Origin of the sequence: Actinomadura keratinilytica, from assembly GCF_039539665.1 — a bacterium.
Taxonomy (GTDB): Bacteria; Actinomycetota; Actinomycetes; order Streptosporangiales; family Streptosporangiaceae; genus Spirillospora; species Spirillospora keratinilytica.
Genome location: NZ_BAABDO010000067.1, coordinates 1 through 16,087, shown reverse-complemented (window position 1 = coordinate 16,087; position 16,087 = coordinate 1). Strand labels below are relative to the sequence as shown.

The 16,087-nt window shown below is 72.7% G+C and carries 12 protein-coding genes and 2 CRISPR repeat arrays; of the genes, 7 read left to right on the top strand and 5 right to left on the bottom strand.

Annotation, left to right across the window (positions count from 1 at the left end; all coding sequences use genetic code 11):
• Positions 1 to 42: 42 nt before the first annotated feature.
• The 3 genes from casB to cas3 form a co-directional block, all read right to left on the bottom strand.
• Complete coding sequence (casB, locus tag ABD879_RS20365; protein ID WP_345023087.1) at positions 43 to 651, bottom strand: type I-E CRISPR-associated protein Cse2/CasB; 609 nt, start codon at positions 649 to 651, stop codon at positions 43 to 45.
• Entirely contained in the window at positions 648 to 2,312 is a 1,665-nt protein-coding gene (gene casA, locus ABD879_RS20360; protein WP_345023086.1) for a type I-E CRISPR-associated protein Cse1/CasA, read from the bottom strand. Before casA ends, casB begins: the two co-directional genes overlap by 4 nt.
• A gap of 177 nt (positions 2,313 to 2,489) precedes the next feature.
• On the bottom strand, positions 2,490 to 5,360 hold the full coding sequence (cas3, locus tag ABD879_RS20355; protein WP_345023085.1) for a CRISPR-associated helicase Cas3': 2,871 nt from the start codon (positions 5,358 to 5,360) through the stop codon (positions 2,490 to 2,492).
• Positions 5,361 to 5,622: 262 nt separating this feature from the next.
• Positions 5,623 to 6,443: direct repeats of the CRISPR family, unit length 28 nt; unit sequence GGACCATCCCCGCGTGCGCGGGGCCGAC.
• A 374-nt stretch (positions 6,444 to 6,817) separates the two neighbouring features.
• Positions 6,818 to 8,067: direct repeats of the CRISPR family, unit length 28 nt; unit sequence GGACCATCCCCGCGTGCGCGGGGCCGAC.
• Between the two features lie 1,055 nt (positions 8,068 to 9,122).
• Between cas3 and ABD879_RS20350 the strand changes: the two genes are divergently transcribed.
• The 5 genes from ABD879_RS20350 to ABD879_RS20330 all read left to right on the top strand — a co-directional run bounded on the left by ABD879_RS20350 (position 9,123) and on the right by ABD879_RS20330 (position 14,170).
• Positions 9,123 to 11,465: a helix-turn-helix domain-containing protein gene (locus ABD879_RS20350; protein WP_345023084.1), complete on the top strand. Its 2,343-nt coding sequence runs from the start codon at positions 9,123 to 9,125 to the stop codon at positions 11,463 to 11,465.
• Between the two features lie 771 nt (positions 11,466 to 12,236).
• On the top strand, positions 12,237 to 12,986 hold the full coding sequence (locus ABD879_RS20345; RefSeq protein ID WP_345023083.1) for an MFS transporter: 750 nt from the start codon (positions 12,237 to 12,239) through the stop codon (positions 12,984 to 12,986).
• Positions 12,983 to 13,537: an MFS transporter gene (locus ABD879_RS20340; protein WP_345023082.1), complete on the top strand. Its 555-nt coding sequence runs from the start codon at positions 12,983 to 12,985 to the stop codon at positions 13,535 to 13,537. Before ABD879_RS20345 ends, ABD879_RS20340 begins: the two co-directional genes overlap by 4 nt.
• Positions 13,538 to 13,605: 68 nt before the next feature.
• Positions 13,606 to 13,740 (top strand): hypothetical protein, encoded by a 135-nt coding sequence (locus tag ABD879_RS20335; RefSeq protein WP_345023081.1) that lies wholly within the window; start codon positions 13,606 to 13,608, stop codon positions 13,738 to 13,740.
• A gap of 10 nt (positions 13,741 to 13,750) precedes the next feature.
• Positions 13,751 to 14,170, top strand: a complete 420-nt coding sequence (locus ABD879_RS20330; RefSeq protein WP_345023080.1) for a hypothetical protein — start codon at positions 13,751 to 13,753, stop codon at positions 14,168 to 14,170.
• 213 nt (positions 14,171 to 14,383) lie between these two features.
• Here ABD879_RS20330 and ABD879_RS20325 read toward each other — a convergent pair whose 3' ends face one another.
• The gene (locus tag ABD879_RS20325; protein ID WP_345023079.1) at positions 14,384 to 14,581 is read right to left on the bottom strand and encodes a hypothetical protein; all 198 of its coding nucleotides are present in this window, start codon (positions 14,579 to 14,581) and stop codon (positions 14,384 to 14,386) included.
• A 10-nt stretch (positions 14,582 to 14,591) separates the two neighbouring features.
• Between ABD879_RS20325 and ABD879_RS20320 the strand changes: the two genes are divergently transcribed.
• A complete protein-coding gene (locus ABD879_RS20320; RefSeq protein ID WP_345023078.1) occupies positions 14,592 to 14,936 on the top strand; it encodes a hypothetical protein in 345 nt (114 codons plus the stop codon).
• 365 nt (positions 14,937 to 15,301) lie between these two features.
• Here ABD879_RS20320 and ABD879_RS32980 read toward each other — a convergent pair whose 3' ends face one another.
• Entirely contained in the window at positions 15,302 to 15,661 is a 360-nt protein-coding gene (locus ABD879_RS32980) for a DUF6545 domain-containing protein (protein ID WP_378272851.1), read from the bottom strand.
• Between the two features lie 37 nt (positions 15,662 to 15,698).
• Between ABD879_RS32980 and ABD879_RS20315 the strand changes: the two genes are divergently transcribed.
• The gene (locus tag ABD879_RS20315; protein WP_345023077.1) at positions 15,699 to 16,031 is read left to right on the top strand and encodes a hypothetical protein; all 333 of its coding nucleotides are present in this window, start codon (positions 15,699 to 15,701) and stop codon (positions 16,029 to 16,031) included.
• Positions 16,032 to 16,087: the final 56 nt, after the last annotated feature.

Below are 16,087 nucleotides of genomic sequence, written 5' to 3'. Positions count from 1 at the left end.
AATGGGGGCGGCGCGGGGGCGCCGGTGGGTGGCCGTTGCGACTCACCCGGGGGTCTGGCTGGCGGGGGTGGCGGGGCTTTCGTCGTCCCGGCCCGCCCAGACCTGGTACTCCACGGCCAAGCGGCGGCGTGCTCGACGGCGGCGGTCCTCGTGATGCCAGTCCTGGATCAGCCGCATGAGCCCGTCGTAGTCCAACGGCTGGTCGATGACGCGCAGCTGGTCGATCAGGCCGCGCAACCGAATCAGCAGCGCGCCGGGGCTGGTCGTGGTGGCGGCGGCGTTCACCCGCGCGTCCACGGCCTGCGGGCTGAACCGCTGGCTGATCCGCAGCCGGTACAGCGCCTTGCCCAGCGGGAACCTCGGGTCGTGCATCGAAGTCCGCTTGGACTGCTGGTGCAGACCGTACAGGGCGAGCGCCGCGTGCTCGGCCCGCTGCTCGATCGACAGCTGGCCGCGCCGGGCCAGCCTGTCGTCGACCGGGCAGGTGTAGAACCGCCACATCTCCGGCACCTCCCCGGCCTCGCGGCCCAGGCCGGCGCGCAGGGCGGCCAGGTCTTCACCGGGCGGCGGGCCGAGGGGGCGGCCGGTGTGCGGGTCTGCGGCGAGCCAGGTGCCGTCGGCGGCGATACGGCTCCAATAGCGCTTAGTCATGTGTCTTCCTCGCCGGTGGGTGGGAGTCGGCGCCGGTGCTCGGCGGCGCGGGGAAGGATGCGGTCGACCTTCCTGCGGAAGGTGTCCTCGGCGACGCCCAGGGGGTAGGCGGCCTCCTTCGTTCCGTCGGGCTTGCGGACCTCGCGGCCGGCGAACACGCTCTCCGGGACGGTGGCATGGATTGAATCGGCGACCTGGAGCGCCAGGCGGTGTGCCGTCAGCTCCCAGCCCAGCACCCCGCGGTCGAGCGTCTGGGCGTCGGTGACCTCCCGCAGGCCGTGCAGCAGGCGCCGCACCACCGGGTCCAGCAGGTACAGCAGGCGCTCGCCGGGGCGTTGGCCCCTGTCCCAGGGGATGGGGTCGAGGCCGGCGGCCCGGCGCAGGTCGTCCGAGAGGCGGTTGACGGCATGGGCGAGCTGCTCGGCCTGCTCGGCGGTGTCCAGGACGACGTCGCGGACGTCGCCGTCGGCGCGCAGCGCGGCGATCGGCACCGGGAGCAGGTCGTGCAGGACGTCCTCGACGATGGCGGACTGGTTCCCGTACACCATGCCGAAGGTCTCCGCGCGCAGCGGGTACCGCTCGTCGATCAGCTCATCGGCCAGCAGGCCGTTGACCTGGTCGAGCAGCTCGCTGGTCTTGAACGAGGCGGTGTCACTCGCCTCCACCGCCAGCAGGGCGTTCAAGCCGCGCCAGATCGCCTTGCCCGGAGTGTGCCGCAGCGGACCGGGCTTCGCCGACTTCTTCGCGGGCCTGTCGACTCTCCAGGCGGTGTGCGGTTCCCAGTCGGGTGTGGCGGCGAGCCGGTCTCCTGCCGCGACGATCACCTGGCAGACCCGCGGGCCGTCGGCGGTCTGCTCGGGGATGAGCCGGATGCGGCGCGACTGCCAGGTCCACAGGTCCAGCAGTCCCTGCGCCGTCCGGGTCTCCCAGGCGGGGCCGATCGAGCGGGTCCACTGGGGGGCGCCGAGCCGCCCCTGGACGCCGATGGGGATGTTGAGCAGCAGCGTCTCGTACAGCGTCCGGCCGATCGGCACCACCACGCCCAGCTGGCCCAGAGGACCGGTCGGGTTGCCCGTCGTCTTGCCGGACTTGACCTTCGGGTCGCCGACCACACCGGTCTTGATGGCCGCGGTGTCCCAGCAGTGGGCGTGCAGCAGCCACAGCGCCGCCTCGGCCGGAGTCAGCGGGGGCGGGTCGGCTTCGCTGCGGCTGGAGAACAGCGGCACATTGTTCCCCGTCGCCTGCGTGGCGACCAGCAGCCCCGACCCCTTCGTCTCGTCCTTGGCCGTGCGCAGCCCGGCGACCTGCCCGAACGGGGTCTCGGGATGGAAGAGATCGAAACGCTCCCGGTACGTGTGCAGGTAGGCGTTGATCTTTTCCTTCTCGTCCTCGGTGAAGGCGCCCTGGCCGAACCGCTCGGCCCACGCGCGGCGGTCGGCCGGCGCCCCCAGCGCGTCGACGACGACCGGCAGGAGCACCTGCCGCAGCAGCGCCGGAAACTGGGTCGGAAGATCGACGACGATCTCGGTGATCTCGCCGGCGCGGGCGAGCACGTCCGCCAGCCCGAGCGGTTCGACCCGCGAGTCGCCCAGCCGCGCCCGCAGCCACGGCTGCTCTATCAGGGAGAACTCGGGCATCACCGACCTCACAATCGATCCCATGTAGCGCCATTGAACGCTACTGGTGCTGAAGATCGTTCTCAGGGATATGGCAGAGTTGGCCGGACTCGGCCTTCGCCTGTCGATGGCGGAGGCTCGGCCCCGCACCGGCGGGGATGGCTCCCGATCACATGTGAGCCGCACGTAGGCCCCGCGCTGCGCGGGGAAGGGCGGGGCGGCTTATGGCCGCCCCGCCCCATGGCGACGCGGACTCGTGTGCACCAGCCCCAGCAGCCGGTCGTAGCGGACGACGTGGTCACCGATCCGCGCCGCGCCCGAGGCGTCGAGCACCAGCGCGCGGCTGTGGCGCAGCCACGGATGGTCACGCCAGCCCTCCAGCGGCGCCAGAGCCTGCTCAGCCTCCTCGGTCAGCACCGCGGGAAGACGCACGGTGCCGCCCAGCACGTCGTCGATGACATCGCGGGAGACGTCGCCGTGCACGCCCAGCGCCCTGCCCGACAAGGTCCGGTAGCCGCGATCGTCACGGCGGACCAGCACCACCTCGACGCTGCGGTCGCCGTCACGCACCATCGCCCGGTGCTGCTCCTCCGACACGCCGTCCCGGGAACCGCCGCGGTGCAGCCCCTCCAGGGTGGGCCGTGCATGCTCCCCGACGCGGGACAACAGGAACGGCTCGGCGCTCTCCGCGCGGGCGCGCTGCCTGGCGGCCCAGTCGTCATAGGCCTCGCGCTCGGCCTTGACCCAGGCGTCCGGGACCACCCGACGGTCGGCCTCGTAAACGTCGGCCACCAGAGCGGGTACCTGCCCGGGGATCGACCAGCTCCCCCCTGCGCCGGAGCAGACCAGGGCCGCCGTGCGCAGCAGCAGATAACGGCCGTAGATGCCTTCCGCGGCCCGCGGAAACCACGGCGGGGCGCCGTCGCGCGGCGCGAAACCGGTGACCACCACCCGCGGCTCACCGACCCGGCCCCGCCGCCGTACGCCCGCGTGCCGATGGGTCCGGCCGATCCGCTGCAGCAGCAGGTCCATGGGAGCCAGATCGGTGACGAGCAGGTCGGCGTCGACGTCGAACGACTGCTCGGCGATCTGCGTCGCCACCACGATCAGGCGGTGCGGGCGATCGGGCCCCTCCGGGTCGGGCGGCCCGAGCAGCCGCAGGCACTCCTCGGTCCGGACGGCTCGGTCGGCCGCGCACAGCCGCCCGTGCAGCAGCCGGACCTCGTCGCCGAACTCCGCGTGCAGGGCCTCGAACGTCCGCTGTGCGCGCGCGACGGTGTTGCGGATCACCAGCGCGCACCCGCCGTCGGCCAGACGCTCCCGCAGCAGGGCGGCCACCTGCTCGTCGCCGGGGGACGGCGCGTCAGGGGCATCCGCCGCGTCATCGGGCGGTTCGGCGAGCACCTCCACCGCCACCTGCAGGTCCGACCGCCAGGACCGGCTGCTCTCCACCACGTGCCCGACGCCCGTTCCGGTCGACCACACGGCCGTCACGTTCGGGTACCCGTCGGGCTCCGGCACCGTCGCCGCTTCGGGCGGGCGTGCGTCCTCGCGTGAACCGGCTCCCGCCAGGTAAGCGGCCAGCAGCTCCCGACGTTGCGCCGGCGGCAGAGTCGCCGACAGCAGCACGACCGGCACCCCCGCCTGTCCCAGCCAGCGCAGCCCTTCCATCAGGAACTGCGACATGTAGACGTCGGCGGCGTGCACCTCGTCCAGCACCACGACCTTGCCCGCCAGACCCGCCATCCGCAGCATCACGTGCTTGGTGCGGGTGGCGGCGAACAGCAACTGGTCGATGGTGCCCACCACGAACGGGCTCAGCAGGCCCCGCTTGGACCCGAGGAACCACTGCGCGGGAGCCCTGCGCTCCGGCCCGGCCTGCGGATCCGCCGATCCCGACGTCACCCCGAAGGGGTCTTCGAGGCCGAACTCGTCCTCCGCGACCCCCGTGAACCGGTCGTCCGGGGAGGTGCCGCCGTCCTCGAGGAGATCCCGCCACCGCCGGTTGAACATCCGCTTGCCGTGCAGCAACGCCACCTGGGACGCCAACGGCGGATCGATCGCCTCCACCCAGGACCGCACGTTGGCGAACATCGGGTCGCAGGTCGCCTGGGTGGGCATGCCGACGAACACGCCGTCCATGCCCCACCTGGCGGCCAGCACCTCCGCCGCCAGCAGCGCGGCCTTGGTCTTCCCCTCCCCCATGGGCGCTTCCACCACGAGCAGCCCGGGCGCCTCCATCCGAGCCGCGACGTCCACCACCATCGTCTGCGACGGGCGCGGGTCGTCCCCGAAGCGCCGCTGAAACGCGTCTGCGTCCGGGGCGGCCAGCTCACCCCAACCACCCCGCAGACCCAGCCGCTTCCACGCCGCCTCCGCGCGCTCCCGCGCCCCCGGCATGCTGACGTGCGCCAGCGAGTCCACCCCGACGAAATGGGCCTGGTCGCTGGCGATCCAGTCCGCCATCACCACGAATCCGCTCAGCTGCAGCTGCACCGCCCGAGTGGGCACCTGCTCGGGCTCCGCAGCGGTGACGCCGGAGAATCCCAGCGCCGTCGTGAACGCCTCCAGCAACGCGCGGCGGGCCTTCTCCCACTCGGGACCTCTACCGCTGAGCTGCTCCAGTGCACGCCGCGGTCGCGTTTCGCCGAGGGTCGGGAACAGACCGTGGTGCCCCGCGACCAGCGGCCACACCCAGTCGATGTTCGCCTCCGACCACCCGGCCGCGGTCAGCTGCCTGCGAAGCAGGAACCCGCCCGCCCGGTCGTGGCGCCAGCGGTGCCGCTCGACGACCCGTTCGTTCCAGACCAGCCCCGCCCGACGGACGAGCGCAGCCCCAGCGGCATCAAGATGCTGGAACGCCGGGCAGGCCTTTCCGAAGTCGTGGATGCCGCACAGCCAGGCGAAGAACCGGCGCCCCTCCCCCTGCCCCGCTATGTCGTCGAGCGTCCGCCGAGTCCACGGCGCCAGGTAGTGATCCCAGATCAGCTCGGCTACCGCGGCGGTGTCGAGCAGGTGCTGCAACAGCAGGTTCGCGCGGCCCCCGGCCTTGCCGGCGCTCTTCCCCCATAACGCGGCCAGCGGGTCGCCCAAGCGGCCCGTCTCAGAAGGAGGTCGGGGGGTTTCTCCGTGGTCTTCAAGCCTCACGGCTGACAAGGTAGCCAACCCCACCGACAAAACAGTGCCCTTGGGCCGACAGGGCCTTCGACGAGCTTCCCGACAAGGCCGACACCAGAGGCAGACACTCACCGGCAGGCCACCGCGCCCACGAGGCGGTGGACAGCGAAGCACACATGGAACACCCCGCGTACGCGGGGCCGACTCCCGGTCCAGCACCGTGATGTCGTAGACCGCGGGACCATCCCCGCGTGCGCGGGGCCGACTACCGCTCCATCACGGTGCGGGGGATGCGCCCCGGACCATCCCCGCGTGCGCGGGGCCGACGGGTCGTTCGAGATGCTGTCCCGGCTGATCCGGGGACCATCCCCGCGTGCGCGGGGCCGACGCGTTCATCACGCTCGACTCGTCGGGGCTGGTGGGACCATCCCCGCGTGCGCGGGGCCGACCGCGTCCCGACATCGTGCTCGGCGACCGGGAGCGGACCATCCCCGCGTGCGCGGGGCCGACACGGCAGGGCACGACCGGTACTGGCAGGGTGACGGACCATCCCCGCGTGCGCGGGGCCGACGACACCGGCGGCGCGTCCCGCTTCTTCCCGACGGGACCATCCCCGCGTGCGCGGGGCCGACCGACCAGGCGCCACCCGGTGTGATCAGCGTCAAGGACCATCCCCGCGTGCGCGGGGCCGACTACATGGCCCCACACGACTGGCCGGTCCATCGCGGACCATCCCCGCGTGCGCGGGGCCGACACCATCGCCCGCGCCCAGCTCGCCCGGATGACGGGACCATCCCCGCGTGCGCGGGGCCGACCCGGCGGACTCCCGTACTCTGATGGCGGGTGACGGACCATCCCCGCGTGCGCGGGGCCGACAGGGACGTGTCGCCGTCGTCGACCTCGCACACCGGACCATCCCCGCGTGCGCGGGGCCGACCAGCAGCGCGCCTGGTCGCGCTACGCGCAGGCAGGACCATCCCCGCGTGCGCGGGGCCGACTCGACGACCTCACCCACGAGACGCCCGGACAAAGGACCATCCCCGCGTGCGCGGGGCCGACACTTGCTGACCTGCGAGTCTACGGCCGTGAAGCCGAGTTTCCATTTAGTTGGATTTGTAAACCCTGATTGCGCGTCAGACAGCGTGTCTGGATTTCAGACTGGCCCTCGGCCCCCTTGCAGGCACTGTTGTGTTGGAGCTCTGGTGGCATGAGGCTGGGACTGGGCGACCCCTGCGTTGATGGCGGCCAGCGTGTGGCAGGTCGGCTTCGGTGATGGGGTGGGTTCGCGGTGGGGGGGAACGGCCAGGGGGCGAGCCTGCGCACGCCGTCGCACACGCGAGGCCGACCGTGTTGCAGTGGGTAGCGGGGTGCACATGGACGACCCCGCGTGCGTACGGTCTACTCCGGCAGCCTCCGCCGCCGCACATGGCGAAGGGATCATCCCCGCGTGCGCGGGGCCGACGGCGCCGACCTGTCCGACCTGGCGGCACTGCGCGGACCATCCCCGCGTGCGCGGGGCCGACAGGGAAAACCACCCTAAGGCAACGGAGAAGCAAGGACCATCCCCGCGTGCGCGGAGCCGACGCCAACCAGGCATCCTCAGCCGGCGCGATCTGGGGACCATCCCCGCGTGCGCGGGGCCGACCCCACGCTCACCAACGTCACGACCGGCTACTCGGGACCATCCCCGCGTGCGCGGGGCCGACGTGGAGAATGATGCCGGCGACTGGGGGCTGTGCGGACCATCCCCGCGTGCGCGGGGCCGACCAGGCCAACCGCATGGACGGCCGCCAGCACGGGGGACCATCCCCGCGTGCGCGGGGCCGACATGGCGGCCGAGTGGGTGCGTGACCTGGTCGCGGGACCATCCCCGCGTGCGCGGGGCCGACTACAACGGCTCGCCTCCGGGCGGGCCTTCTTGTGGACCATCCCCGCGTGCGCGGGGCCGACTGCCGGGTCGGGACTGTCGTTGACGACGACGAGGGACCATCCCCGCGTGCGCGGGGCCGACGGGCAGACGTACTGTGGCCTGCCACAACCCTGAGGACCATCCCCGCGTGCGCGGGGCCGACGTCGGCGATGTGCGGCTCCAGGATGCGGGCGACGGACCATCCCCGCGTGCGCGGGGCCGACACTTCTACCAGCACGTCGGGCAGCTGCCCGAGGGGACCATCCCCGCGTGCGCGGGGCCGACTAGGTCAGATGCCCGGCGATCAGCGCCAGGTCGGGACCATCCCCGCGTGCGCGGGGCCGACGCGCTCGTGGCGGATCCGCCAGTGCACGCGTCGGGGACCATCCCCGCGTGCGCGGGGCCGACTCGAACGAGTTCGCGTCCACGGCGGTGTCGCCGGGACCATCCCCGCGTGCGCGGGGCCGACTCGATCACAGCGCGGGTCTCGGGGGACAACTTCGGACCATCCCCGCGTGCGCGGGGCCGACATGTAGTGGGATGAGGGATCTCTACTAGAGGGAGGACCATCCCCGCGTGCGCGGGGCCGACGACTGGGTGACGACCGCCATCGGGCCGTTGCTCGGACCATCCCCGCGTGCGCGGGGCCGACTCTTCACGCTCACGGGCGGCGGGCTGGTCGACCGGACCATCCCCGCGTGCGCGGGGCCGACGTGGGGCCGTGGGACGACAACGAGGAGCTGCGGGGACCATCCCCGCGTGCGCGGGGCCGACACTTGCTGACCTGGGAGTCTACGGCGACGGCAGCGCGTTTTCATTTAGTTGGATTATTGGACGGTGTGCGAGCGTCCGGGGTGTAGTGCATTGAGGGCGGCGCCCGTGCGTGCAGCCAAGGTCGCCGCATAGCAGCACGTCAGCGGCCATCTCGGCAGGTGGCTCCCGGGTGGTGCTCGGCCGGCCGTGAGCGGCCTCTTCCGCAGAGGCGAGCCGCGTGGACCGCTACGCGCGGTGGCTCAGGTCCCGCGTACAGTGCGACTCGCCCGGCGCGCCTCGCCCCACGAGGCTTGCGGAATCGGTACGGTCGCCGTTAGGTCGCTGCGCTCAGCTCGTCAGGGCGGGGTGTAAGTGGCCCAAACGCAACGACGACGACTCGTCGCCCATCCGGGTGGCGCCGGATGAACAGCGACTCGTCGCCGTCGTTCGCGGGGAGCCGAGCTGACTGCCAGGAAAGCCCGGACCCCGCTGCCCCATCGGTAACACACCCAACCGAGGAGGCTGCTCATGAGGGTACCCGCTTTGCCGGGCCCGTCGACGGCAGACACGCCCGTTGAGGCCGCACGTTTCGTTCCGGATGCGCACACGCAGGTCCGGCTCTCGCCCCCGCTGCAGGCGCCATTTCGGTCTTCACCAGTGAAGTTGCCGTCTTCACCAGCGAATCGTCCCTGCCACGTGGCACTCTTGCCCTGCGGTCGCACGTCGCGTCAGAGAGGAGGCGCCCTGGACGTCGCCCTTGAATGAGAAAAGCGCCCCAGGGGGGCGCTTCCCAACAACTGAATCGGCCTGTTCAGGGCCCGGATGAACCGCCAAATCCGTCTGGGCCTGAAGTGGACCGACTGCTCGGCCTCTCCGACAGGAGCACAGGAACCTGATCGCCTTGACCTGACGCTTCTGACGAGAGCCCCGAGCCACAACGTTTGGAGCCGACGATAGCACGTAGTCGCCGGGTCGGCCTAGCACGCCCTGAAACCGAGGGCGGCCAGGCCGCCCTCAACCTCGTTTCCGCAGGTGTTCCCTGCGAGCGGCCGCCGACACGCGGCCGCGGTCTGCGCGTGCCCGGCGCGGATGCGGCCGCGCAGGCCTGGGCGCGCATCACCGTGCCCTACATCGCGCAGCGGCCGGTGATGCGGCGCAGCCCCGACGGCGGCGTGACGTTCCCCAGGAGCTCGTCCAAGGGGTACCGGTACGAGGTCGCGATCCAGCCGTGGCTGCCGAACCGGCCGACGACGGTGCCGACGTTCGACGTCCACACCGGTACGGGGCGGCTGCTGGTGCTGGACCTGGACGCCGGCCGCGTGCCCGCCGAGGCGGCGGCCGACCGGGCGGGCCATGTCGGTGCGGTGGCCGACCGGGCGGTCGCGCTGATCGAGGAGTGCGGCGGCCGGGCGCTGGTGGACCGCTCGCCGAGCGGCGGGGCGCACGTGTACGTGCTGTGGTCGGCGCCGCGCCCGTTCCACGAGCTGCGGACTCTGGCCCGCGCACTGGCGTTGCGGTTCGCGCCCTTGGTGGACACCTCGCCGATGGAGAGCGGCGACGGGCAGATCCGCGGCCCGGGCGCCCCGCACAAGAGCACGGGCGGGCGCCTGACCGGGTTCATGACGCTGACCTGCAGCGTGGAGGAGGCCGAGGCCGTCTGCTCGCGCCCGTGCGGGCCGCGGGTGTGGGAGGCGCTGCACGTCGAACTGGCCGCCGAGCTGGCGGAGCTGGCCGGCGGCCGCACGGTGGTGGCCAGCCATCCGGACGCCCCGCAGGCGCCGCTGGACGCCAACGGGGAGCCGTACCGGCTGCGCCGCGGCGGCCGGGCGGCGATCCGCGCGGACCTGGAGGAAACCGCCCGCACCGGCGTGTTCGATCGGGCACGCTATGTAAGCAGCTCCGAGGCCCGGCAGGCCATCTTGTCCAGTGCGGCCGCGCGCGGCTGGCGCCTGGAGCAGGTGCGCGCCAGGCTCACGCCCGGCGGCGAGTGGGCCGCCATCGCCGGCTGGTGGCGCGACGACGCCCTGCTGACCGCCGAGTGGACCAAGGCCGTCGCCTTCGCCGCGCCCCTCTCCGACGCTTCCGCGAAAACACCTGCCGTGCGAGAAGTGGGGGATTCTGTCCGGGGCCGCAACACTAGGGAGACCGAGATCACGCCCCCTGATCCCCAACGGGTTCCCGGGCACCGTCATTCCCTCATGACCTGTGCGCGCAGACCTCAGCCGTCGCGGAGTGCGGAGGAGGGCCGGGTCAGGGACCTTTACTTTGTCAAGCCCGGGGGCTGGGGGGGTACGCAGGTCCGGTCGCCTGCGCCGTGGCAGGCGCGCGAGTACCAGCGCATCCGCACCTGGTGGCAGGCCGTGCGGATCGTCGAGCGGCTGCTGGAGCTGGAGTGGGGTGGGAAGGGCCTGGTCTACCGGGCGCTCCTGCGGGCGTTCGGCGCGGCCGCGCAGATGTCCGGCTCCACCGTGGTGGAGTTCGGCACCCGCCAGCTGGCGTACATGGCCGGCGGGATCGACCACACCACCGTAGCGCGAGCGCTGCAGCAGCTGCGCCAAGGCCCCTACGCCCTCATCGACCTGGTCCAGGAGGCCCGCGGAGTCCGCGCCGACGTCTACCAGCTCGTCGTCCCCGACGCCGTTGCGGCCGACGCCGCCTGGCGCTCCTGGCGCGCGGGCCGCATCGAGGCCCTGCACCCGTGCTTCCGCGTCCTCGGCCTGCCCGCCGCGTTCGCCTACGAGGCCCTGGCGGGCGGCGCACTGACGGCGTCCGAGCTGTCGACCGCGGCGCTGCTCCCCCGCTCCACCGCCTACGACGCGCTCCGCACGCTCGCCGAACACGGCCTGGCCGAACGCACCGCCGACGGCCGCTGGCGCCGTGGCGACGCCGACCTGGACGCCGTCGCCGCCGCCACCGGAGCCGACGACCTCGCCGCCGCCCAGCTCGACGGCCACCGCCGCGACCGCCGAGAATGGCACGCCTTCCTCGGCATCGTCCACGACCCCGGACGAGCCACCGGCAGCCGGGCTCACCGGCCCGTGGCCGCCCCGGACGGGAGAAGAAGACCCGGGCGCAGACGACCGGGCGCCAGCGTGCGCAGGCTCGCCCCGCCCTGGCTGAAGCCCCCACCGCGCACCCGCCCCATCACCGAAGCCGACCTGCCGCGCCCCAAAGAGGTCGACGTCGGACTCGCCGAGCTGCACCAGCAGTACGCTGCGGCCGACGCGCTTTCGCAGCGGCCGAGCCTGCCCCCCGACGTGGCCGCAGCGATCCGCGACGACCTGGCCGTCATCGCCGCCGACGAAGACCGGCTGCACGCCGAACGCCACGCCTACGAAGTCGAGCTGCAGGCCCTCCGCCAGGCCCGCGACGAGCGAACAAGACCCGCTGCTCAGGCCCGCACTACGGGGAGAACGTGACGCCGGTTGCGCGAGGTCAACGCGCCGTGCGCCCGCCCAGGACGTCCCCGCGGCCGCTCGCGTGCGGGCTCGGCCGGGGCTGCCGACCGCCGCCCGGCCGACGGTGCCGGGAACGGTGGGCGGTCCCGCATGACCGAGTACAGCCGAGCCCGCTGATCGCCACGGGCGTCAGGCTCCCTGCTGCGCGAAGCGTCCGCGCTGACCAGGCGCTGCCGCGACGAGCTCGCCGCCGTCGCCGCGGCAAAGGCCTGGAGCACATCGACGGGATACCCGGCGAGCGGTGCTCGCCGCGCCCCCCGCTCGCAGTAGAGGTCCAGCCTGCAGAGCACGGCCGTCGGATCGTCCGCATGATGGACGACCGGCGCTGACCGACCGGGTATAGCCGGGCCCAGCGCGGGCTGCTGCTCGTCCTGAGGCTTGGCACGGGTCTGCGGCCGGGGCCCTCGGCCAGGGGCTTGGACGGCCGTTCGGCGAGTGCGGACGGGCCGATGGTCCGCGTCCCGGGGCGACATCTCGGTGATCGAGCGGGGGCGAATGCGCTGTGCTAGGCTCCGCGTCGGCTTCTCACCGTTGGGCATCACGCCTCGCCAACCAGCTTCTCCCGGGTCCCGATGACGCGGGAAAAGGTGGAAGTCGCTCATCACGTCCCAGAAAAGGGCGTTCTGTGATGGTGGCGAAGCGTGCCCACCCTTCTGATCCGCTCCGATCCCCCGACCAGCCGGTCACGCGGCGTCCGCGGCCGGTCCTCGCGATCATGAGCATCGGTTCTTCATGTCGCTGCTCGACGGATCCATCATCAACGTCGCCGTTCCCACGCTGATCCACGACATCGACGCCTCCTACGACCAGGTGCTGTGGATCATCGACGGCTACCTGCTCGTCTTCTCGGTCCCGCTGCTCACCACCGGGCGGCTGGGGGACACCTTCGGATACCGCCGGCTGTACGTGATCGGGGTCGCCGCGTTCACCGCCGCCTCGGCGCTGTGCGGGCTGGCCGCCTCCCCCGCCTGGCTGCTGACCGCCCGGCTGCTGCAGGGACCGGGCGGGGCGCTGCTGTTCCCGCAGGTCATCTCGGCGATCCTGACCATCTTCCCGCCGCACCTGCGCGGCCGCGCGTTCGGCCTGTTCGGCGCGATCGTCGGCTTCGCCCCCATCATCGGCCCCGTCGCCGGCGGCCTCCTGCTCGCCCACCTCAGCCGGCGCTGGATCTTCCTCATCAACGTCCCGGTCGGAACCACCACCAGCGTGCTGGCGCTGAGGTTCGCGCCGCCCCTGCGCTCGGGCCGCACCCACCGGCTCGACCTGGTCGGCGTCGCGCTGGCCACCGCCGAGCTCGCCGCCGTCGTCTTCGGCCTGATCGAGGGAGAACGCTACGACTGGGGCACCATCACCGGGCCCGTCACCATCACCTCGGTCATCGCCCTGGGCGTCGTGCTGCTGGCGGTGTTCGTCCTGGCCCTGTTCGGCGCACGCACTTCGCGGTCGGGAACGCGGTCGGGTTCGTCTTCCAGCTCGGCATGATCGGCATCATGTTCGTGCTGGTGCTGTACCTGCAGATGGCCCGCGGGTACACGGCGCTGGAGACCGGCCTGGTGGTGCTGCCGGACGCCGTGCTCACCGCGGCCGGATCGGCGTACGCCGGACGGCTGGCGGACAGATTCGGCGGCAGGTACATCCTGGCGGCCGGGCCGGCCCTGCTGGCCGCCGGCCTGCTGGTGCTGGTCGCCATGACCGGCCCCACCGGCAGCGCGTGGACCCTGCTGCCCGGCCTGCTCGTCATCGGCATCGCCAGCGGCGCCACGTACGCACCGCTGCAGCAGGCCACCATGGACGGCGTCGATCCCCGACTGGCCGGGGCGGCCTCCGGCGTCTCCGGCACCATCCGGCAGGTCGGCGGCGTCCTCGGCACCGCCATGCTGGGTGCGCTGCTGTCGCCCGCCTCTCCGCGACCCTGCACAGCGAGGCCGAGAAGCGCGCCGGTCAGCTGCCGGAAGACCTGCGCGCCCGGTTCGTCGACGACAGCACCGCCGCCGCGCAGAACTACAGCCCGCCCACACCGCCCGGCGGCCTGAGCTCCGCCACGGCGGGCCTGTACGAGCGCGTCACCGCCGATACGTTCGCCGCCGGCTTCGTCCACGCTATGCAGACCACGCTCGTGGCGTGCGCCGTGGTCCTGGTGGCCGCTGCGCTGATGTGCTTCCTGTTCAGCCCGCAGAACAAGGCGACGGCCAAGCCCGCCCGTGTGCGGGAGACCGCAACCGCATCGCACGACTGACCCGGGACCGGTGGTCGCGGCCACCAGGCCGCGACCACCACCGGTCGACACCGCTGCGTTCTGCATTCGAGCTCTCCTGCAGATCGGCGTCATCGCATCTCCGCTCGCCGGTGGTGTTGCGCGGCGACCGGGCGCAGGGCGTCGGCGCGTATACGACGGGATCGCCGCGCTGGCGGCCGCTGGCGCGCCGCGTGATGTGGTGGCGGTGGAGGCGGCCATGCTCGGCGATCTGGTCGTCGCCGCGCCGGTGACGGCGGTGTGGAAGGTGTCCTTCCATACCGGGGTCGCCGCGGCGGCCGCCGTCATCTCGACCATCGTCTACGGGCCGGCGCTGGCTCCGGTGGCCTCCGACCAGGCAGGCGAACGGAGTATGCGCATCGAGCCGCAGGAACATCGATGCACCGGCCGTCAGTACTCCGGCCGCCGCTAACACCGGCCAGCGCCTCGTGTTCGGTGTCGGACGACCACAAAGCGGAGCAAGACCGAGTCCGGCCGCACCCATCTGGTGGGGGTAGGGGCAGCGCACCGGGACGCGGCACGGCCCGAGCGACCGGGCAGCCTGCACCGTCGGCGGCACCTGGTGCCGGACACGGACACCTGTACGTCGTCATCGACGCCGGGATCGGACTGGCCTCCGGGCCGGTCACCACCGTCGCCATGTCGGGTCAGCTGGCCGATGGGCGGGCTTGGTCTGAGCCCTGACCGCGTTGGGCGCGGTCTCGTGGACGGTGTCGGGGGCGGTCATGTCGACCAGGCCGATGTCGGGGAGGTCGAGTTCACAGGGGTCGATGATCTCGCCGGCGAGGACTCGGCGGACCAGCCGCCAGTTCGGTTCGGCCATCGGCGTCGCCGTGACCGGGTCGATCATCGCCGCCCAAGCCGATGCGGCCTGCATGGCCGTCGGCCACGTCGCCTGGTCCGCTCGCCGACTCCACCGCGACCATGGTCTCGGCGGCCAGCCACACCAGCTCGCCGTCACCGACGTGACCGTGGGCGATGTACGGTGCCTCGTCCTGGAGCACCAGTTCGTGAAGCCGTTCCCCACCATCCTCCAGCTCCCACAGGAGCATCTTCGCGGCGGTGATCCTGCCGCTGCCCTGGGGTCGGCGAGGAGCACGGTGCGGCTGACCGGCGTGGTCTCGACCAGCCGATGGGCGACACAGGTCGCGCGATGCAACTTCGAGCCGAGCTTGTGAGCCCCCAGGCGTGTCCCCGCGCGTGTCCCCGGGTGTGTCTCCCTGTGTGGCGGCCTGTCGCGGCCCGCCTGCGCGCCCTCACCGACGTCGGCCTGGACTACGCCGCTGAAGGCCTGCGCGACCTGGCTCCAGCCAGTTCGTCTCCTCGTCCAGGTCGGTGCGGCCGACCGAAGCGATGCGGGATCGATCCCACGGCCTGCGCGTTCGGCGGCCAGCACGGTGGCGGGCAGCTCTCGGCCGATTCGCGTAGCGCGCTCCGCGCGGCAGTGTCGCCAGCGTGTGGCCGGGCCGTGACTCCGGCTGGTCAGCTCTTCCAGCCGGGACGGTCGGAGGCCGGTAAGAGCGGCAGGGGCACCCCACCGGCATCAGCCGACGAGCCCTCTCCGCCCCGCTGCTGCCCCGGCGGTGCGCTCCGCGAAGCCCCTGCGCATGAGGGGCGGCTCGGCGGCGCGGTCGGCCGACGCCCGATCCTGGTAGGGCCGCAGCTTCAAGCGCCTGTCGCCTGTCCCAATCACGCGTCGTGTGGTGATGTCTCCGACTTTCAAGGCGATCTCCGGGAATGCCTCATGCAGAGCCTTCCACAGGAGCAGCGGGCCCGGAGGCCGCTCCTCCCCACTCGGGCACAGGAGCCGATCACGACCGGGCCGCTTACGGGCACTGCCGTCCGGGCGGGGGTATCCGGGGAGCCGTGGCTGCCGCAAGCTCGCCGGGCGCCTGGAGGGCATCGGCTGCCTCATCTCCGCCACCTCGGTGCACCGCGCCATGACCGGCACCACGGTGCCGCCGTGGGACACGGTCGTGGCGCTGCTGCGCGTGTTCCGCGTGCCGAGCCAGGAGATCTGGAAGACCTGGCACCCGCTGTGGTCCCGGGCCCGCCTCCAGGTGCTCGGCGCCGACTACCCCGAGGACACCCCGGCGGACGAGGCCCCCGCCGCGTCCTCCGCCTCCGACGAACCGCAGCGGCCCGCGCACGGGCACGAGTGCGACAGCTGCGGCGCGTGGGTGGTGAACATGGAGCGGCACCAGGCCTGGCACTGGCGCTTGGAGGGCGCCTCCCACCTCGGCGGCGGCCTGCGCCAGGTCAGCAGCGCCTAGCTGTTCTGTCCCGACAGGTTGGTGACGCGGCTGGCGGGTGGGAGGCCGCCGAGTGC